The following is a 15652-nucleotide window of genomic DNA, read 5'->3' as shown; positions in this document are numbered from 1 at the left end:
GGACGCGAGGGGGTCAGGCGGCCGAGGTCACCCGGTACACGTCGTAGACCCCCTCGACGTTGCGCACCACGTTCAGCACGTGCCCGAGATGCTTCGGGTCACCCATCTCGAAGGTGAACTTGCTGACCGCCACCCGGTCACGGCTGGTGGTCACGGACGCGGACAGGATGTTCACCCGCTCGTCGGCGAGCACCTTGGTGACGTCGGAGAGCAGCCGGTGACGGTCGAGCGCCTCCACCTGGATCGCGACGAGGAACACCGACGACGGTGACGGTGCCCACGACACCTCGATGATGCGCTCGGACTGTTCGCGCAGGGACGTGGCGTTGGTGCAGTCGGTGCGGTGCACGCTGATGCCGCCGCCGCGCGTCACGAATCCCATGATCTCGTCGCCGGGTACCGGTGTGCAGCACTTGGCGAGCTTCGCCATGACATTGTCGAGACCCTCGACGACCACGCCCGCGTCGCCACCCCGGCGGGTGTGGGTGGGCAGGGTCGAGGGCGTCGACCGCTCGGCGATCTCGTCGACCGCGTCGTCGATGCCACCGAGCGACGCAACGAGGCGGTTCACCACGTGGCGGGCCGAGACGTGGTTCTCCCCCACCGCGGTATAGAGAGCGGTCAGATCCGTGTACCGCAGTTCCTTGGCGACCGACGCCATGGATTCGGCACTCATCAAGCGCTGCAACGGTAGTCCGCCCCGCCGCACCTCCTTGGCGATGGCCTCCTTGCCCGTCTCGAGCGCCTCTTCCCGACGTTCCTTGGCGAACCACTGGCGGATCTTCGCCTTGGCCCGCGGCGACACGACGAAGTTCTGCCAGTCCTTCGACGGCCCGGCGTTGGGCGCCTTGGAGGTGAAGACCTCGATGACCTCGCCGTTCTCCAGCTTTCGTTCCAGCGCCACCAGCCGGCCGTTCACCCGGGCACCGATACATCGATGCCCGACCTCGGTGTGGACCGCATAGGCGAAGTCGACCGGGGTCGACCCGGCGGGCAGCGTGATCACGTCCCCCTTGGGGGTGAACACGAAGATCTCCTGGACCGCCAGGTCGTAGCGCAGCGATTCGAGGAACTCGCCCGGATCGGCCGCTTCACGCTGCCAGTCGAGCAGCTGGCGCATCCAGGCCATGTCGTCGATCTCGCCGGCGTCGGTGGACCTGCGGGGATTCTTGCCCTTGCGTTCCTTGTAGCGCCAGTGGGCGGCGATGCCGAACTCCGCGGTGCGGTGCATCTCGTGCGTGCGGATCTGCACCTCGAGCGGCTTGCCCTCCGGGCCGATGACCGTGGTGTGCAGGGACTGGTAGACCCCGAAGCGGGGCTGGGCGATGTAGTCCTTGAACCGACCGGCCATCGGCTGCCACAACGAATGCACAACGCCGACAGCGGCATAGCAGTCACGGACCTCGTCGCACAGGATTCGGATGCCCACCAGGTCATGGATGTCGTCGAAGTCGCGACCCTTGACGATCATCTTCTGATAGATCGACCAGTAGTGTTTGGGCCTGCCCTCCACGGTCGCCGCGATCCGCGAGCCCCCCAGCGCATTGTTGACGTCGGCGCGCACGCGGGCCAGATAGGTGTCGCGCGAGGGCGCACGGTCGGCCACCAGCCGGACGATCTCCTCGTACCGCTTGGGGTGCAGGATCGCGAACGAGAGATCCTCGAGTTCCCACTTGACGGTCGCCATACCGAGTCGATGCGCCAGCGGCGCAATGACTTCCAGAGTCTCCCGCGCCTTTCGGGCCTGCTTCTCGGGCGGGAGGAAGCGCATGGTCCGCATGTTGTGCAGCCGGTCGGCCACCTTGATCACCAGCACCCGCGGATCGCGGGCCATGGCGATGATCATCTTGCGGATCGTCTCGGCCTCGGCGGCGCTGCCGAGCGCCACCTTGTCCAGCTTCGTGACGCCGTCGACGAGATGTGCGACCTCGGCGCCGAAGTCCTTCTCCAGTTGTTCGAGGGTGTACCCGGTGTCCTCGACCGTGTCGTGGAGCAGGGCCGCCACCAGGGTGGTGGTGTCCATGCCGAGGTCGGCCAGGATCGTCGCCACCGCCAACGGGTGCGTGATGTACGGGTCGCCGGACTTGCGCTGCTGCCCCTCGTGGCGTTCGTCGGCGACGTCGTAGGCGTGTTGCAGCAACGCCACGTCGGCCTTCGGGTAGATCTCGCGGTGCAGCGTCACCAGGGGTTCCAGGACCGGACGGACCGGGCTGCGGGTGGCGGTCATCCGGCGCGCGAGCCGGGCGCGCACACGACGCGACGCCGACGACGACGGGGCCCCGACAGCCTCGGAGCCGGGGAGCGGCTGGTCCGACGCGTTCCGCACACCGGGCGCAGCCGGTCCCGTCGTCTCGGCGGATTCCCGCCGGGCATCGGTGTCGACCTCGTCGTGCATCGTGACCTCCTCTCCTCATCCGTGCGGCGCCGCATCTCGGCGGTGGCTCGTCACCATCGCCATCCTCGATCACTCTGGACAACGCCGGATGAGGGCGAGTCTAGTCCGCCCGATGCGGACCGCGGTTCGCTCAGCCGTTGACGACGGCATGGACCGGCAGATCCGTGCCGAGGCCCTCGGCAATGGTCGCCCGTCCGCCCAGCCCGTCGAGCTCCATGATCACCGCGATGCCGATCACCTCGGCGCCTGCCCGGCCCAGCAGCTGCGCGGCCGCCACGGCGGTGCCACCGGTCGCGAGCACGTCGTCGACGAGCAGCACCCGCATGCCGCTGATGTCGATACCGCTCGCCGGGATCTCCAGGACCGCGGTCCCGTATTCGAGCGTGTAGCTGGTGCTGTGCACCGGCGGCGGCAGCTTGCCACCCTTGCGCACGGCCAGCACCCCAACCTCGAGTTCACGGGCGACCGCGCCGCCCAGGAGGAACCCCCGGGCATCGATGCCGGCCACCAGATCGATGCCGCGACACCCGTGGGTGAGCGCGGTGACGACAGACGACAGTCCGACCGGGTCGGCCAGCACCGGTGTCAGATCCTTGAAGTCGATTCCGGGCGCCGGGAAGTCGGCCACCATCCGGGCGTGTTCGTCGATGGCCCGGCGGGCCCGGTCGAGCGCCTGCGAGGTGATGTGGTCGTCGGGAGCGGACCCGGCCTTCTGCGGTTCGTCAGTCACGTACTGTCCACCGATCCATGTTCCATCCGGTTCCGTTGCGGCCCAGCCCGGCGATCACATTACCGACCCCGCCACCCCACCGCTGCACGCGCGGGGCCGCGAACAGCGGGATCGACGGCACCGCCGCCCAGGCGGCGTTCTCGATGGTGCGGACGAGATCGAGCCGGTCCGCGGCCAGATCCGCCACCGCCAGCCGGTCGATCGCGGCACTCACATCCGGGTCCCGAAACCCGCCGAGGTTCAACGGGTCCCCGCCGCGGAGCTGATACGCGTCCCGGGACGGATTTGCCGCCCCGGCCGCCGCGAACGAAGCGCCGTTGGCCACCAGCAATGCGTCGACATCCTTGCCAAGCGCAGACGGGGTCAGATCGGGTGAACCCGCGTCCACCACGTCGATACCGGCCCGGCGACAGGACTCGGCGATCGTCGCGACCATCTGTTGCCGCCGAGCCGTCGGCGCGACATAGCCGACCCGCACCCGCAGTGCGCCCGATCGGGTCGATGCGGTGCTCTCGGCCAGCGCGCGGGCGCGGCCGACGTCCGGCCTCGCGTAGGCGCGGCCGAAGCCACCGTTGAGTTGGCCTGCGAGGTTGTCGGCGGGTGCGAGGACACGTAGATTCCACAGCTGCGCACCCTGACCGAATTGGCGCGCCAACACATCTCGGGGCACGCAGGAGGAAAAGGCCTGTCGGGTCCGGACATCACCGAACACCCCGCGTTGGGAGAGCACCAGCTCTTCGACGGCCAGCGCCCGATTCGGTTGCGGCAGCGGCTGGACCGTCTCGTCGGTCGATCCGGACGGCGCGACGTCGTCGGCGATCATCCCCCCGGTCAGATCGGCGACATCGAAGGAGCCGTCGGGGATTCGTCGCTCCGCGTCGGTTCCTCGGCCCCAGATCGCGATCCGCGAGGTCTTCGGCGCGTCGCCCCACCACTTGTCGTTGGCGACCAGCACGAGTCCATCGGACTGCGAATATCGGTCGATCCGATACGGTCCCGACGACGGAAAACGCTGCTCGTCGACCGGTCCGGGGGTCAGTGCGAACCCGGTGTTCCAGGCCCGGGCGAGCTTTCCCACGACGGCCTGATCACCGGTGCGGATCGGATCGACCACATCTGCGACACCGGCCAGACGTGCAACCACATGCGCCGGCAGCATCGTGCCCGCGCCGAACAACGACAGCCAGTCCCGGTAGTCACGCCCGCGGGTGAACGCAACCGTCGCCGTGGTCTCACCCGGAGCGCAATCCACTCGCTCGATGTCGCGGTAGCCCGCGGTCGTCGCAGGCCGGAATCCGGGGAACCGACCACTCATCGCTGCCCACGCGAGAACCAGATCGTCACAGTCGACGGCCTGGCCGTCCGAGTAGCGGGCCTCACGGTTGAAGTCGTAACGCAGGGTCAGCGACGACCCGGGAACCGGTGTGACGGTTCCGATGTCGCGGTCCGGGGTGACCTGGCCGTGTGCGCCCAGGTAACTGAAGCCGGGCAACATCCGGGTGGTCGCCATCAGGGCGCCGTCGGCGTTGCCCTCGACGGTGTTCGCGTTGTAGCTGTCTATCCGCGCATCGACCGCGTAGTCGATCGTGGGCGGGCCGTCGTCGCCGCAGCCGGCCAGCAGTCCGGCAAGGACCACCACCACACCGAGAAGGGCGATCGTCGTCGTGGGCAGGCCGATTCGTCGCCGGGCATCCGACCCGGTCCGCACAGTCACGACCCGTAGACTAGCGCGACCGTCGACGTTTTCCGGTCGGGCTCGACGGTGCGTCCTCGTCGGACCGCCTCGCCGCCCGACTCCCCGCCGCGCGGCCGCGAACCGGACGCTCGTCCGAGACATCCTGCCCGGCCGCCACCCGCGCACGCCGGTCGAGGACCCGCTTGGTGTGGCGTGCGATCTCCGGACGGCGTTCCTTGAGTGTGACGAGTAGCGGCGCCGCCAGGAAGATCGACGAATATGCGCCGACGACCACACCCACGAGTTGGATGAGCGCGAGGTCCTTGAGCGTGCCGACGCCCAGTAGCCACACCGCGATCACCATCAGCGCGATGATCGGCAGCACCGAGATGATCGTGGTGTTGATCGAGCGCATCAGGGTCTGGTTGATCGCCAGGTTGGTCTGCTCGGCGTAGGTCCGTCGCGTCGTCTGCAGCACCGATCTGGTGTTCTCGGCCACCTTGTCGAACACGACGACGGTGTCGTACACCGAGAAGCCGAGGATGGTCAGGAGGCCGATGACGGTGGCCGGGGTGACCTCCCACCCGACCAGCGAATACACACCGGCCGTCACGACGATGTCGAAGAACAGGGACGCCAGGGCGGCCAGCGACATCTCCCGGTCGAAGCGCAGCGCGATGTAGATGAACACGATCACCAGGAACACCGCGAGCGCGATCAGCATCTTCTGGGTGATCTCGCCGCCCCAGGTGGAACTCACATCGGACGAACTCACCTCGGCCGCCGTCAGCTCGGGTGAGAACCTGTCCGTGAGGGCACTCGTCACCTGCTGGGTCTGCTGGATGGTGAGCGTATCGGTGCGCACCTGAACAGTCTCGGACCCGCCGGAACCGGCGGTCTGGACCGACTCGGGTTCACTGCCAAGCGTGTTGGTGAAAACCTCTTCGACGGCGTCGCTGGTGACACCGGCCGAGACCGGGATGGAGACCTGTGTACCGCCCTCGAAGTCGATGCCCAGGGTGAAACCACGAATGGCGATCGAGGCGATGCAGATGGCCAGGATCACCGCGGTGACGATGTACCACCCGCGACGATGTCCGGCGATCTCGAACGCGCCGGTACCCGTGTAGAGGCGGGAGAGGAACGACCGGTCGGACTCCGCGACGAAATTCGCCTCCGACGTCGGGCTCGTCTCTCTCGTCACGTCCGTGTCGTCGACCGCCACGTCGCGCTGCGCCGCACCGCGGGAGCCGTCCGATCGACCGGAATCGGGGCGTTGCGTATCGCTCATTTCGCCGTTCCTTCCGACGCCTCGACCTTGGCGGTTCGGGCCGACACTCTCCGCTGTCGCGCCACCTCACTCACGGCGCCCAACCCATTGACCTTCGGTCTCGACAGGAACTCGGACCGGCTGGCCAGGACGACCAGTGGATGGGTCACCAGGAAGACGACCACGACATCGAGGATCGTGGTGAGACCCAGTGTGAAGGCGAATCCGCGTACCTCGCCGATGGCCAGGACATAAATGACGACCGCGGCGATGAAGCTGACCGCGTTGCCCGACCAGATGGTGCGCCGCGCGCTCGCCCAGCCCCGCGGCACCGCGGACCGGAAACTTCGGCCCTCCCGCATCTCGTCCTTTATTCGTTCGAAGTAGACGACGAATGAGTCGGCCGTCATGCCGATACCGATGATCAGGCCCGCGATGCCGGAGAGATCGAGAGTGAAGCCGATCCACCGGCCCAGCAGGATGATGATGCCGTACACCATCAGTCCCGACAGCACCAGCGACAACATCGTCAGGATGCCGAGCATGCGGTAATAGAACAGCGCATAGAGAAGGACTGCGATCAGTCCGACCAGGCCCGCGATCAGCCCGGCCTGCAGCGACGCGAGACCCAGTGTCGCCGACACCGTCTCGGCATCGGAGGCCTCGAAAGACAGTGGCAACGAACCGTACTTGAGGACGTTGGCGAGATCCTTCGACTCCTGCTGGCTGAAATTCCCGCTGATCTCGGTGGACGGAGTGGTGATCGCACCCTGGATCTGCGGCGCGGAGACCACCTTGGTGTCGAGCGTGAACGCGGTCTGTTTGCCAGTGTTCTGGGCGGTGTAGGTCGGCCAGAACTTCTGTGCGTCACCCTTGAACTCGACCTGCACGATCCACGATCCGGCCTGCTGCGTGGTGCCTGCCGTCGCGTTCTTGATGTCCCGGCCGTCGATGATCTCCGGCCCGAGGAGGTAGACCTCCGTGCCGTCCTGGGAGCACGCCACCAGGTTCTGGTCGGGCAGATCGTTGCCCAGCAACGGGTCGTTGGCGCCCGGCGAGCAGTCCATCTTGGCCATCTGCGCCGTCAGGCCATCGAGGTTGGCCCCGGCGGGCGCCTGTCGCAGTTTGCGCTGTTCGTCGATCGCGGCAGCCGAGGTCTCGTCGGACTGCTTGTCTTCCTGCTGCTTCTGTTCATCGGTCTTCGGCTGCGGGGTCGCGGGTTGCACCTTCTCGACCGGACGCACGAACAGTCGGGCGGTCTGGCCCAGCGAGCGTGCCTGCTTGCCGTCGTCACCCGGCACCGTGATGACCAGGTTGTTGCCGTTGACCACGACCTCCGAGCCGGAGACACCGAGCCCGTTCACACGCTGCTCGATGATCTGCTTCGCCTGGTTGAGCTGGTCACGTGTCGGCGGATTGCCGTCGGGTGTGCGGGCGGTCAATGTCACCCGGGTCCCACCCTGCAGGTCGATACCCAGCTTGGGTGTCGGCGATCCGCCTCCGGTGAAGAAAACCAGCCCCCAGACGACGGCCAACAGCACGAAGAAAGCGGTCAGGGGTCTCCACGGCGGAATCTCACGTGGAGGTCCCGACCGCTTCGCCGACGCCCGGCGAGGTGTGGTCACTGCTGTTCTGGTCTCCTAGGGAATGCGCACCGGGGCACCATGCGGCCCCGCCGCGCGGTCGTGGCGGTCGGTCGCCCACTCTACTGACTGCGCGGTGGCAACCGTCCTCCGGTGCCACCGCGCTCGGTGACCTGCGGGCGCGTGTACGCGCCCGCAGGTTGATCACTTCTCGTCGGAGGGGGTGTCACCCGGACGTTCGGTGGAGACGCTGTCGTCAGTGGTGGGATCGGCACCCAGGGACGGCGACGGATCGTCGACGATCTCCTCGGGACGCTCGGTCAACGCGCCCGGATAGGTCTCGGCGGCGTCCTCGGTCGGCACCACCCGCACCACAGCGGCGCGATTGAAGCGGGTCACGACACCGGTCGCGATCTCGAGGTCGACGAAATCGCCGGTTCCCGCCTCGACGACGGTGGCGAACATTCCCGAGGTCAGCTGCACGCGCGCACCGGTGGCCACGGAGTTCTGCATGTCCTGCATCTCGGACACGCGCTTCTTCTGCTTACGGATGCTCAGGAACATGAAACCGGCCAGCAGGGCCAGCAGAAGGGGGAAGAAGAGTGACTCCATGATTACAGCAACAATCCTTGTCGGTTCGGTCGTATTGTGGGCGTTATGTCGGGTTCGGCCGGTCAGCCGAGTGCCGCTCGCAGGCGCGTGTGATCGCACCAAGTCCTCCGGCGGGCTCTCCCCAGTGTGCCATGCCCGGGAATGTCGTCGCGATCCTCGGGTTCGCGGCCGGTCTAGAGATCGTCGAACAGACTCTCGGTCAGGGTGTCGCGGGTGCGGACACCGAAGCTGGCGTTCATCGCGCCTGCCGGCGGTGCGAGACCGAGATGATGCCAGGCCGCGGCCGTCGCGACGCGGCCACGCGGGGTCCGCGCCATCATTCCCGCACGCACCAGGAACGGTTCACACACCTCCTCGACGGTGGTGGGCTCCTCACCCACCGCGACCGCCAGTGTCGACACCCCGACGGGCCCGCCCCCGAACCCTCGGACCAGTGCGTTGAGAACGGCTCGGTCGAGGCGGTCGAAACCCAGCTGATCGACGTCGTAGACGGTGAGAGCTGCCCGTGCGATGTCCAGGGTGATGACACCGTCGCTGCGAACCTCGGCGTAGTCGCGGACCCGGCGCAGCAGCCGGTTGGCGATCCGGGGGGTGCCGCGCGACCGGCCGGCGATCTCGACAGCGGCGTCCTCGAGCAAGCGGATCCCCAGAATCCCCGCCGACCTGCGCAGCACATGCACCAGCTCGTCGTTCTCGTAGAACTCCATGTGCGCGGTGAACCCGAACCGGTCACGCAGCGGACCCGTCAGCGACCCCGATCGGGTGGTGGCGCCGACGAGAGTGAACGGTGCCACGTCGAGCGGGATCGATGTGGCACCGGGCCCTTTCCCCACCACCACGTCGACCCGGAAATCCTCCATCGCCAGATACAGCATCTCCTCGGCCGGACGGGCGATCCGGTGGATCTCGTCGATGAAGAGCACGTCGCCGTCGACCAGGTTGGAAAGCATCGCCGCGAGGTCGCCGGCACGTTCGAGTGCCGGACCGGACGTCACGCGGATCGCCGCCCCCATCTCACCGGCGATGATCATCGCCAGTGACGTCTTGCCGAGTCCAGGTGGTCCGGACAGCAAAATGTGATCCGGGGTGCCGCCACGGCCCTTGGCACCGCGCAACACGAGTTCGAGTTGTTCGCGGACCCTGGGCTGGCCGATGAAGTCGGCCAGCGACCGTGGACGCAGCCCGGCGTCGAAGTCGCCGTCCGAGTGCAACTCCGCGGCACTCAGGTCGCGCTCGTCGGGTCCGGGCACCTGATCGTCGGTCATGCGGTCTTCCCCAAGAGCGCCAACGACTTCCGGAGAAGGGTGGACGCGTCCACGTCGGGCGCGTCGGCCAATACCGCGGCCAGGGCCCGGTCGGCGGGTGCGGCGGTGAAACCGAGACCGAGCAACGCCTCGGACACCTGGTCGCGCACCGTGCCGCCGATGGACGTGGTCGACGCCACGCCGTCGAGTGCCGCGGGTGCCTCGACCTTGTCCCGCAACTCCACGACAAGTCGTTCGGCCACGCGTTTCCCGATTCCCGGAACCGTGGTCAGCGCCTTCACATCGGACTCGGCCAGCGCGCGGCGCAGCGCGTCCGGCTCCAGGACCGCCAGGGTCGCCATCGCCAGGCGCGGGCCGACCCCGGTCACCGTCTGCAGAAGCGTGAACAACGACCGTGCATCGGCATCGGTGAAGCCGTAGAGCGTCATCGAGTCCTCGCGCACGATCATCGACGTGAGCAAGGTCGCCTCCTCGCCGCGCCGCAGCGATCCGACGGTTCCCGGCGTCACTAGCACGCGGTAGCCGACGCCCGCGCAATCGATCACCACGTGGTCGAGGGCGACGTCGACGACGGGACCGCGCACCGAGGCGATCATGCCGCTCCCCCGGCCTGCGTCCGCTTCGACGACGTCGCACGACCGGCGGAGGCCTGCGCAACCCGCTCACGATGGCGCCGTGCGAGTTCCTCGGCCCTGCGTTGTGCCTCGATCATCTTCTCCGTGGTGGCTCCTCGCCAGCAGTGGCAGATCGCCAGCGCCAGAGCGTCGGCGGCGTCTGCCGGTTTCGGCTTCGTCTGCATCCCGAGGATGCGGGTGACCATCATCGTGACCTGAGCCTTGTCGGCCCGGCCACTCCCCGTGACCGCCGCCTTGACCTCGGAGGGCGTGTGAAAACGCACGGGCACATTGCGTTGGCCGGCAGCCAGCGCGACGACCCCGCCCGCCTGGGCGGTCCCCATCGCCGTGGACACCTGATTCTGCGCGAACACCCGCTCGATCGCGACCACGTCCGGCTGGTGGACGTCGAGCCAGTGACTCGCCGCGGTATAGATGGCCAGCAACCGGTCCGCGAGTTCCATGTCGGTGGGCGTCCTGACCACGTCGACGTCGAGCGCCGTCACGTTTCGCCCCCGCCCCGACTCGACCAGGGCGATCCCACAGCGCGTCAGGCCGGGATCGACTCCCATCACACGCACGTACACCTCCACCGTGCAAGCATTTCCGAACAGTTGTTCGAGATTCTATCGGCAGGCGCCGACGACGCCGGACAACAACACGCGACAATCGAAGGTGCCATGCCCACGTACACGCCGACCACCCCCGACGGGATCGTCGAACTCTGCCTCTCCCACGTCGCCGCCCGCGACGGTCGTGTCGTGGTGGTGATCGACGGTGCCGACGCCGCCCGGCCCGACGACCTCGCCGACCGGCTCGCCGATCGGCTCCGGGCCGTCGGCCGTGCCGCGGGCGTGGTCAGGATGTCGGACTATCTGCGGGCGGCATCGCTGCGATTCGAGTACGGGCACACCGATCCGGAGAGCTACCGATCCGGATGGTTCGACCACCAGGCGCTCGATCGGGAGGTCGTGTCGGCGCTTCGGGTGGCCGGTCGATGGTTGCCGCGTCTGTGGGATGCCGAACAGGATCGATCCTTCCGCGACCGACGACAGGACGCGGCTCCCGACCAGGTGCTGATCCTGGCGGGTCCGATGCTCGTCGGAAGGGATCTCGATGTGGATCTGACGATCCGACTGCGGATGAGCGAGGCCACCCTGCGCCGGATCTCGCCACCGGACACGGCATGGACGATCGAGCCGATCCTGCGGTACTCGGAAGCGTCAGGCGACGCCGACATCGAGGTCCGTTACGACCACCCGGACCGGCCTGCCGTCGCCGTCAACGATCCACGCACGAGACGCCACCGGGATCGCACGTCCTGAACACCCACCGACCGGATCGCGACGAGTCCTACGCGTCGAGTTCGGCGAGCACCTCGTCACTCACGTCGACGTTGCTGTACACGTTCTGCACGTCGTCGGAGTCCTCGAGCGCATCGATGAGCTTGAACACCTTGCGCGCGCCGTCGGCGTCCACCGGCACCTCGACCGAAGCGCGAAAATCGGCCTCGGCGGAGTCGTAGTCGATACCGGCCTCCTGCAATGCCGTCCGGACCGCGACCAGATCCGTCGGTTCGCTCACCACCTCGAACGACTCCCCGAGGTCGTTCACCTCCTCGGCGCCCGCATCCAGCACGGCCATCAGGAGGTCGTCTTCGGACTGGCCGTTCTTCTCGAGTGTCACGACACCCCGACGGGTGAACAGATATGCCACCGAACCCGGATCGGCCATGTTGCCGCCGTTGCGGGTCATCGCGGTCCGCACCTCACCGGCTGCGCGATTACGGTTGTCGGTGAGACATTCGATGAGGATCGCGACGCCGTTCGGGCCGTATCCCTCGTACATGATGGTCTGCCAGTCGGCGCCGCCCGCCTCTTCACCGCCACCGCGCTTGCGGGCACGCTCGATGTTGTCGTTGGGCACCGACGACTTCTTGGCCTTCTGGATGGCGTCGTAGAGCGTGGGATTGCCGGCCGGATCACCACCGCCGGTCCGCGCCGCCACCTCGATGTTCTTGATCAGCTTGGCGAACATCTTGCCGCGCTTGGCGTCGACGACCGCCTTCTTGTGCTTGGTGGTGGCCCATTTGGAATGGCCGCTCATGAGACTCCCACATCCTTCTCGACGTCAGTACCACGTGGCGCGACCATCTGATGACGATCGGCCCAACGTCAAGATCTTACCGGTGCGTCCCGACCCACCTGCCGCTACGCTCCCGGCGCGGTAATGACCGGGCCCGCTCGCTACGCTCCCGGCGCCGTGACAACCGGGCCCGCTCGCTACGCTCCCAGCGCGGTAATGACCGGGCCCGCTCGCTACGCTCCCGGCGCCGTGACAACCAGGCCCGCTCGCTACGCTCCCGGCGCCCGCACCATGTCGACGAAGTACTGGTGCACCCGCCGGTCGCCGGTCACCTCCGGATGAAACGAGGTCGCGAGGACGTTGCCTTGCCGCACCGCGACGATCCGTCCCTCGGCGGGACCGTCCGGCACCTGTGCCAGCACCTCGACCTCCGGCGCGATGGACTCCACCCACGGCGCCCGGATGAACACCGCCCGCATCAGTGCATCCCCCGGCCGGTCGGTGATACCGGTGAACTCCAGGTCGGTCTCGAAGCTCTCCACCTGCCGACCGAAGGCGTTGCGCCGCACCGTGATGTCGAGCGCGTCGAGGTGGCGGGCGTCGGCGCGGGTGTCCAGGATCGTGCTCGCCAGCATGATCATGCCTGCGCAGGAACCGTACGCAGGCATGCCGGCGGCCAGCCGTTCGCGCAGGGGATCGAACAGATCGAACACGTTCAGCAGGTGACTCATCGTGGTCGACTCCCCGCCCGGGATGACCACCGCGTCGACGGCCGCGAGTTCGGCCGGCCTGCGAACGGCCTCGGCCAGTGCACCAGCCTCGGACAGGGCGGCCAGATGCTCCCGGACGTCGCCCTGCAGCGCCAGGACCCCGATCCGCGGAACCTCGACGCCGCTCACTTCGCCTGCCCGTCGCGGTGATCAGCGGGCGCTTCCCGGTCGATGCGGGTCAGTCCCTCCTGGGTGACCGCGGCGACCATCCGCCCGGCGTGGTCGAAGATCCGGCCCTGGGTGAGCGCTCGTCCGCCGAATGCCGATGGTGAGGTCTGGTCGTAGAGGAGCCACTCGTCCGCGCGGAAGGGACGCATGAACCACATCGCATGATCCAGGGAGGCCGCCTGCAGATCCGCGTCGGGATGCGGCACCTTCGAGGAGCCGAGCAAGGTCATGTCGCTCATGTACGCGAGGGTGCCCACGTGGAACACCTGGTCGTCCGGGAGCCGGTGACGGTAGCGGAACCACACGCGCTGCTGCGCCGCGAAGTAGTCGGAGGTCGCGAGGCGGCTCGGCGGCACCAACCGGATGTCGAAGTTCTTCCACTCCCGGAAGATGGCCTTGGCATCCTCCGGGAGTTCGTTCGCCTCATCGGGCAACTCCTCGGGAGCCGGCGCGGGTGGCATCCGGTCCTGATGTTCGATGCCGTGATCGGTGCGCACGTGGAACGACGCCGACATGGTGAAGATCGCGACGCCGTTCTGGATGCCGGTCACGCGCCGCGTGACGAACGAGCGACCGTCGCGGATCCGATCGACGAGGAACAGCGTCGGCTTCTCCGGATTCCCTGGCCGCACGAAGTAGCCGTGCAGGGAATGCACCGCGTACTCGGCAGCCACCGTGCGGGTGGCCGACATCAGTGCCTGTCCGGCCACCTGACCACCGAAGGTCCGCTGCATGAGCGTGGGAAACGCCAGCCCCCGGTAGATGTCGGTCTCGATGGGCTCGACCTGGAGGATCTCTTCGATGGTTGCCACGGCCCCAGTATCGCGCACCGGGTGGCCCGCGAGCGTGTCGCCCGGTGTGGTCTGACCGGGCGTGTTGCCGACCTCACGTCCCGCGGCGCTTGTGGTTCGTCAGAGCTCGTCGAGCGAGATCAGCCCGTCCTGGACGGCGCGTGCCACCAGCGCGGCCTTGGTGGACGCGGTCCGGCCCGCCTCCGAGTACTTCGCCCGGATTCTGGTCAGGTGGGTGTTGACCGTGCCGAGAGAGATGAAGAGTGCTTGTGCCACCGCGGTTTTGGAGTCGAGCATCAACCAGGTGCGCAGCACCTCGATCTCCCGGGTGGTGAGCGAGGGATGTTCCGAGTCCGCGGAGTCGGTGCCGCACGAGCAATGCGGACGATCCGATTCTGCGCGTATCTCCGACGTCACCAGGGTCATGTGTGCGCGGCCGGGCCCGGTGCGAGGCGCGCCGGGCCCGATTGTGTCGAGCGGCCGGCCGGGAAGTGGCATCCGCCGTTGGGCGAGGCGGGCGAGCGCCTCCTGCCGACGACGTGTCGCCTCGGTGTGTCGGCGCGCATCGCGTACGGGCCGATCAGGAGCGGCGACAGAAGAGTGATGCTGCGAAACGTGATGTGCGATGACCGTCATGGTTGTCCTCACTCATTCGAGGGGCATCCGGTGTGTCTGCCCTGCTGTCGTGAGTTAGACGCGACGAGTCGCCACAAGGTTCCGCCGATCTGCCTGGCAATGATCGACGCGTCGGTGGCGCCGACGACCGGTCAGTCGATCGGGCCGGCCTCGGTATCGGCGGCCTCGTCACCATCGACGTCACGGCCATCGACACGACCCCCTTCAGCTCGGCTCCCGTCGACCACTGCGTCATCCCGAGCAGCCCCGTCGATGTCGCCTGCGTCGGCGGTCGCCTCGTGGACGACGATGACGATGACCGTGACGTTGTCGTGTGCGCCGAGCGCGAGAGTCGCCTCCACCATCGCCTCGGCAGCGTCCTGCGCGGTTGCCGCCCCTCGGAGGAGATCGGCGATCTCCTCGTCGGGCAATTCGCCGGTGAGGCCGTCCGAGCAGATCAGGAGCGTGTCGCCGGGCAACGCGCGCAGGGAGAAGAAGTCCGCCTCCGGCTCGGCCATGCCGGCCCCGAGCGCACGTGTGATCACATTGCGCCGCGGGTCGACCCGGGCCTGTTCGGGTGTGAGGAAGCCGGCGTCCACGAACTCCTGGACCTGTGAATGGTCCACGGTGAGCTGCTCGAACTCCCCGCCCTGGAGGCGATACGTTCGTGAGTCCCCGATGTTGAGGACCAGCCAGTGCGGCTCACCGTCGTGGGTCACCAGCACGGCGCCGGTCGCGGTGGTACCCGCGCGGCGCTCGGACTCGGTGTCGATCTCCCCTATCCGGATCTGGGCGTCCGACAGCAGCTCGATGAGTGCCAGCTGGGTCTCGGTCTGGTCCCCCAGAGCCTCGATGGCGGCCAGCGTCTCGAGCGCGGCCTCGCTGGCAAGTTCACCGCTGTCGTGACCGCCCATGCCGTCGGCGAGCAGGTACCGGCCCGGTTCCACCAGCGCGGCATCCTCATTGGCCTCGCGCACCCGCCCGACGTTGCACACCGCCGCCCATTCGAGCTGCAGGCCCGCCAGTGTGTCGGTGCCGCAACGGGATGCGTCCCGAACGATCGTCGCCGCGTCCATGAT

15 protein-coding genes are annotated in these 15652 nt (G+C 67.8%); 1 reads left to right on the top strand and 14 read right to left on the bottom strand.

All coding sequences use genetic code 11. The annotated features are described in order from the left end of the window. Positions 1–13: 13 nt before the first annotated feature. The 9 genes from OVA31_RS22200 to ruvC all read right to left on the bottom strand — a co-directional run bounded on the left by OVA31_RS22200 (position 14) and on the right by ruvC (position 10725). Positions 14–2395, bottom strand: coding sequence for a RelA/SpoT family protein (locus OVA31_RS22200; protein WP_267628698.1), 2382 nt, complete (start codon positions 2393–2395; stop codon positions 14–16). 130 nt (positions 2396–2525) lie between these two features. Then, the gene (locus OVA31_RS22195) at positions 2526–3125 is read right to left on the bottom strand and encodes an adenine phosphoribosyltransferase (protein WP_267628697.1); all 600 of its coding nucleotides are present in this window, start codon (positions 3123–3125) and stop codon (positions 2526–2528) included. Continuing rightward, positions 3118–4833 (bottom strand): ABC transporter substrate-binding protein, encoded by a 1716-nt coding sequence (locus OVA31_RS22190; RefSeq protein ID WP_267631654.1) that lies wholly within the window; start codon positions 4831–4833, stop codon positions 3118–3120. The genes OVA31_RS22195 and OVA31_RS22190 overlap by 8 nt, the downstream gene beginning before the upstream one ends. A gap of 16 nt (positions 4834–4849) precedes the next feature. Then, positions 4850–6091 (bottom strand): protein translocase subunit SecF, encoded by a 1242-nt coding sequence (secF, locus tag OVA31_RS22185; protein WP_267628696.1) that lies wholly within the window; start codon positions 6089–6091, stop codon positions 4850–4852. After that, positions 6088–7695, bottom strand: coding sequence for a protein translocase subunit SecD (secD, locus tag OVA31_RS22180; protein WP_267628695.1), 1608 nt, complete (start codon positions 7693–7695; stop codon positions 6088–6090). The genes secF and secD overlap by 4 nt, the downstream gene beginning before the upstream one ends. Positions 7696–7857: 162 nt before the next feature. After that, positions 7858–8265: a preprotein translocase subunit YajC gene (gene yajC, locus OVA31_RS22175; RefSeq protein WP_267628694.1), complete on the bottom strand. Its 408-nt coding sequence runs from the start codon at positions 8263–8265 to the stop codon at positions 7858–7860. 173 nt (positions 8266–8438) lie between these two features. Then, the gene (ruvB, locus tag OVA31_RS22170) at positions 8439–9530 is read right to left on the bottom strand and encodes a Holliday junction branch migration DNA helicase RuvB (RefSeq protein WP_267628693.1); all 1092 of its coding nucleotides are present in this window, start codon (positions 9528–9530) and stop codon (positions 8439–8441) included. Next, positions 9527–10126, bottom strand: coding sequence for a Holliday junction branch migration protein RuvA (gene ruvA / locus OVA31_RS22165; RefSeq protein WP_267628692.1), 600 nt, complete (start codon positions 10124–10126; stop codon positions 9527–9529). Before ruvA ends, ruvB begins: the two co-directional genes overlap by 4 nt. Continuing rightward, positions 10123–10725: a crossover junction endodeoxyribonuclease RuvC gene (ruvC, locus tag OVA31_RS22160; RefSeq protein WP_267628691.1), complete on the bottom strand. Its 603-nt coding sequence runs from the start codon at positions 10723–10725 to the stop codon at positions 10123–10125. The genes ruvA and ruvC overlap by 4 nt, the downstream gene beginning before the upstream one ends. Positions 10726–10824: 99 nt before the next feature. Between ruvC and OVA31_RS22155 the strand changes: the two genes are divergently transcribed. Beyond that, a complete protein-coding gene (locus tag OVA31_RS22155; protein ID WP_267628690.1) occupies positions 10825–11469 on the top strand; it encodes a hypothetical protein in 645 nt (214 codons plus the stop codon). A gap of 28 nt (positions 11470–11497) precedes the next feature. Here the strand turns inward: OVA31_RS22155 and OVA31_RS22150 are convergent, their stop codons facing one another. The 5 genes from OVA31_RS22150 to OVA31_RS22130 all read right to left on the bottom strand — a co-directional run bounded on the left by OVA31_RS22150 (position 11498) and on the right by OVA31_RS22130 (position 15649). Further along, positions 11498–12250, bottom strand: coding sequence for a YebC/PmpR family DNA-binding transcriptional regulator (locus tag OVA31_RS22150; RefSeq protein ID WP_164307978.1), 753 nt, complete (start codon positions 12248–12250; stop codon positions 11498–11500). Between the two features lie 248 nt (positions 12251–12498). Next, positions 12499–13128: a pyridoxal 5'-phosphate synthase glutaminase subunit PdxT gene (gene pdxT, locus OVA31_RS22145; protein WP_267628689.1), complete on the bottom strand. Its 630-nt coding sequence runs from the start codon at positions 13126–13128 to the stop codon at positions 12499–12501. Beyond that, positions 13125–13979, bottom strand: a complete 855-nt coding sequence (locus tag OVA31_RS22140) for an acyl-CoA thioesterase (RefSeq protein WP_267628688.1) — start codon at positions 13977–13979, stop codon at positions 13125–13127. Before OVA31_RS22140 ends, pdxT begins: the two co-directional genes overlap by 4 nt. Before the next feature lie 99 nt (positions 13980–14078). Continuing rightward, positions 14079–14594, bottom strand: a complete 516-nt coding sequence (locus OVA31_RS22135) for a LuxR C-terminal-related transcriptional regulator (RefSeq protein WP_267628687.1) — start codon at positions 14592–14594, stop codon at positions 14079–14081. 131 nt (positions 14595–14725) lie between these two features. Then, positions 14726–15649 (bottom strand): PP2C family protein-serine/threonine phosphatase, encoded by a 924-nt coding sequence (locus OVA31_RS22130; protein WP_267628686.1) that lies wholly within the window; start codon positions 15647–15649, stop codon positions 14726–14728. Between the last annotated feature and the right edge of the window lie 3 nt (positions 15650–15652).

The sequence above is a fragment of the Gordonia sp. SL306 genome (assembly GCF_026625785.1).
Lineage (GTDB): Bacteria > Actinomycetota > Actinomycetes > Mycobacteriales > Mycobacteriaceae > Gordonia.
The sequence above is the reverse complement of the archived record's forward strand: the minus strand, read 5'-3'. Positions and strand labels throughout refer to the sequence as shown.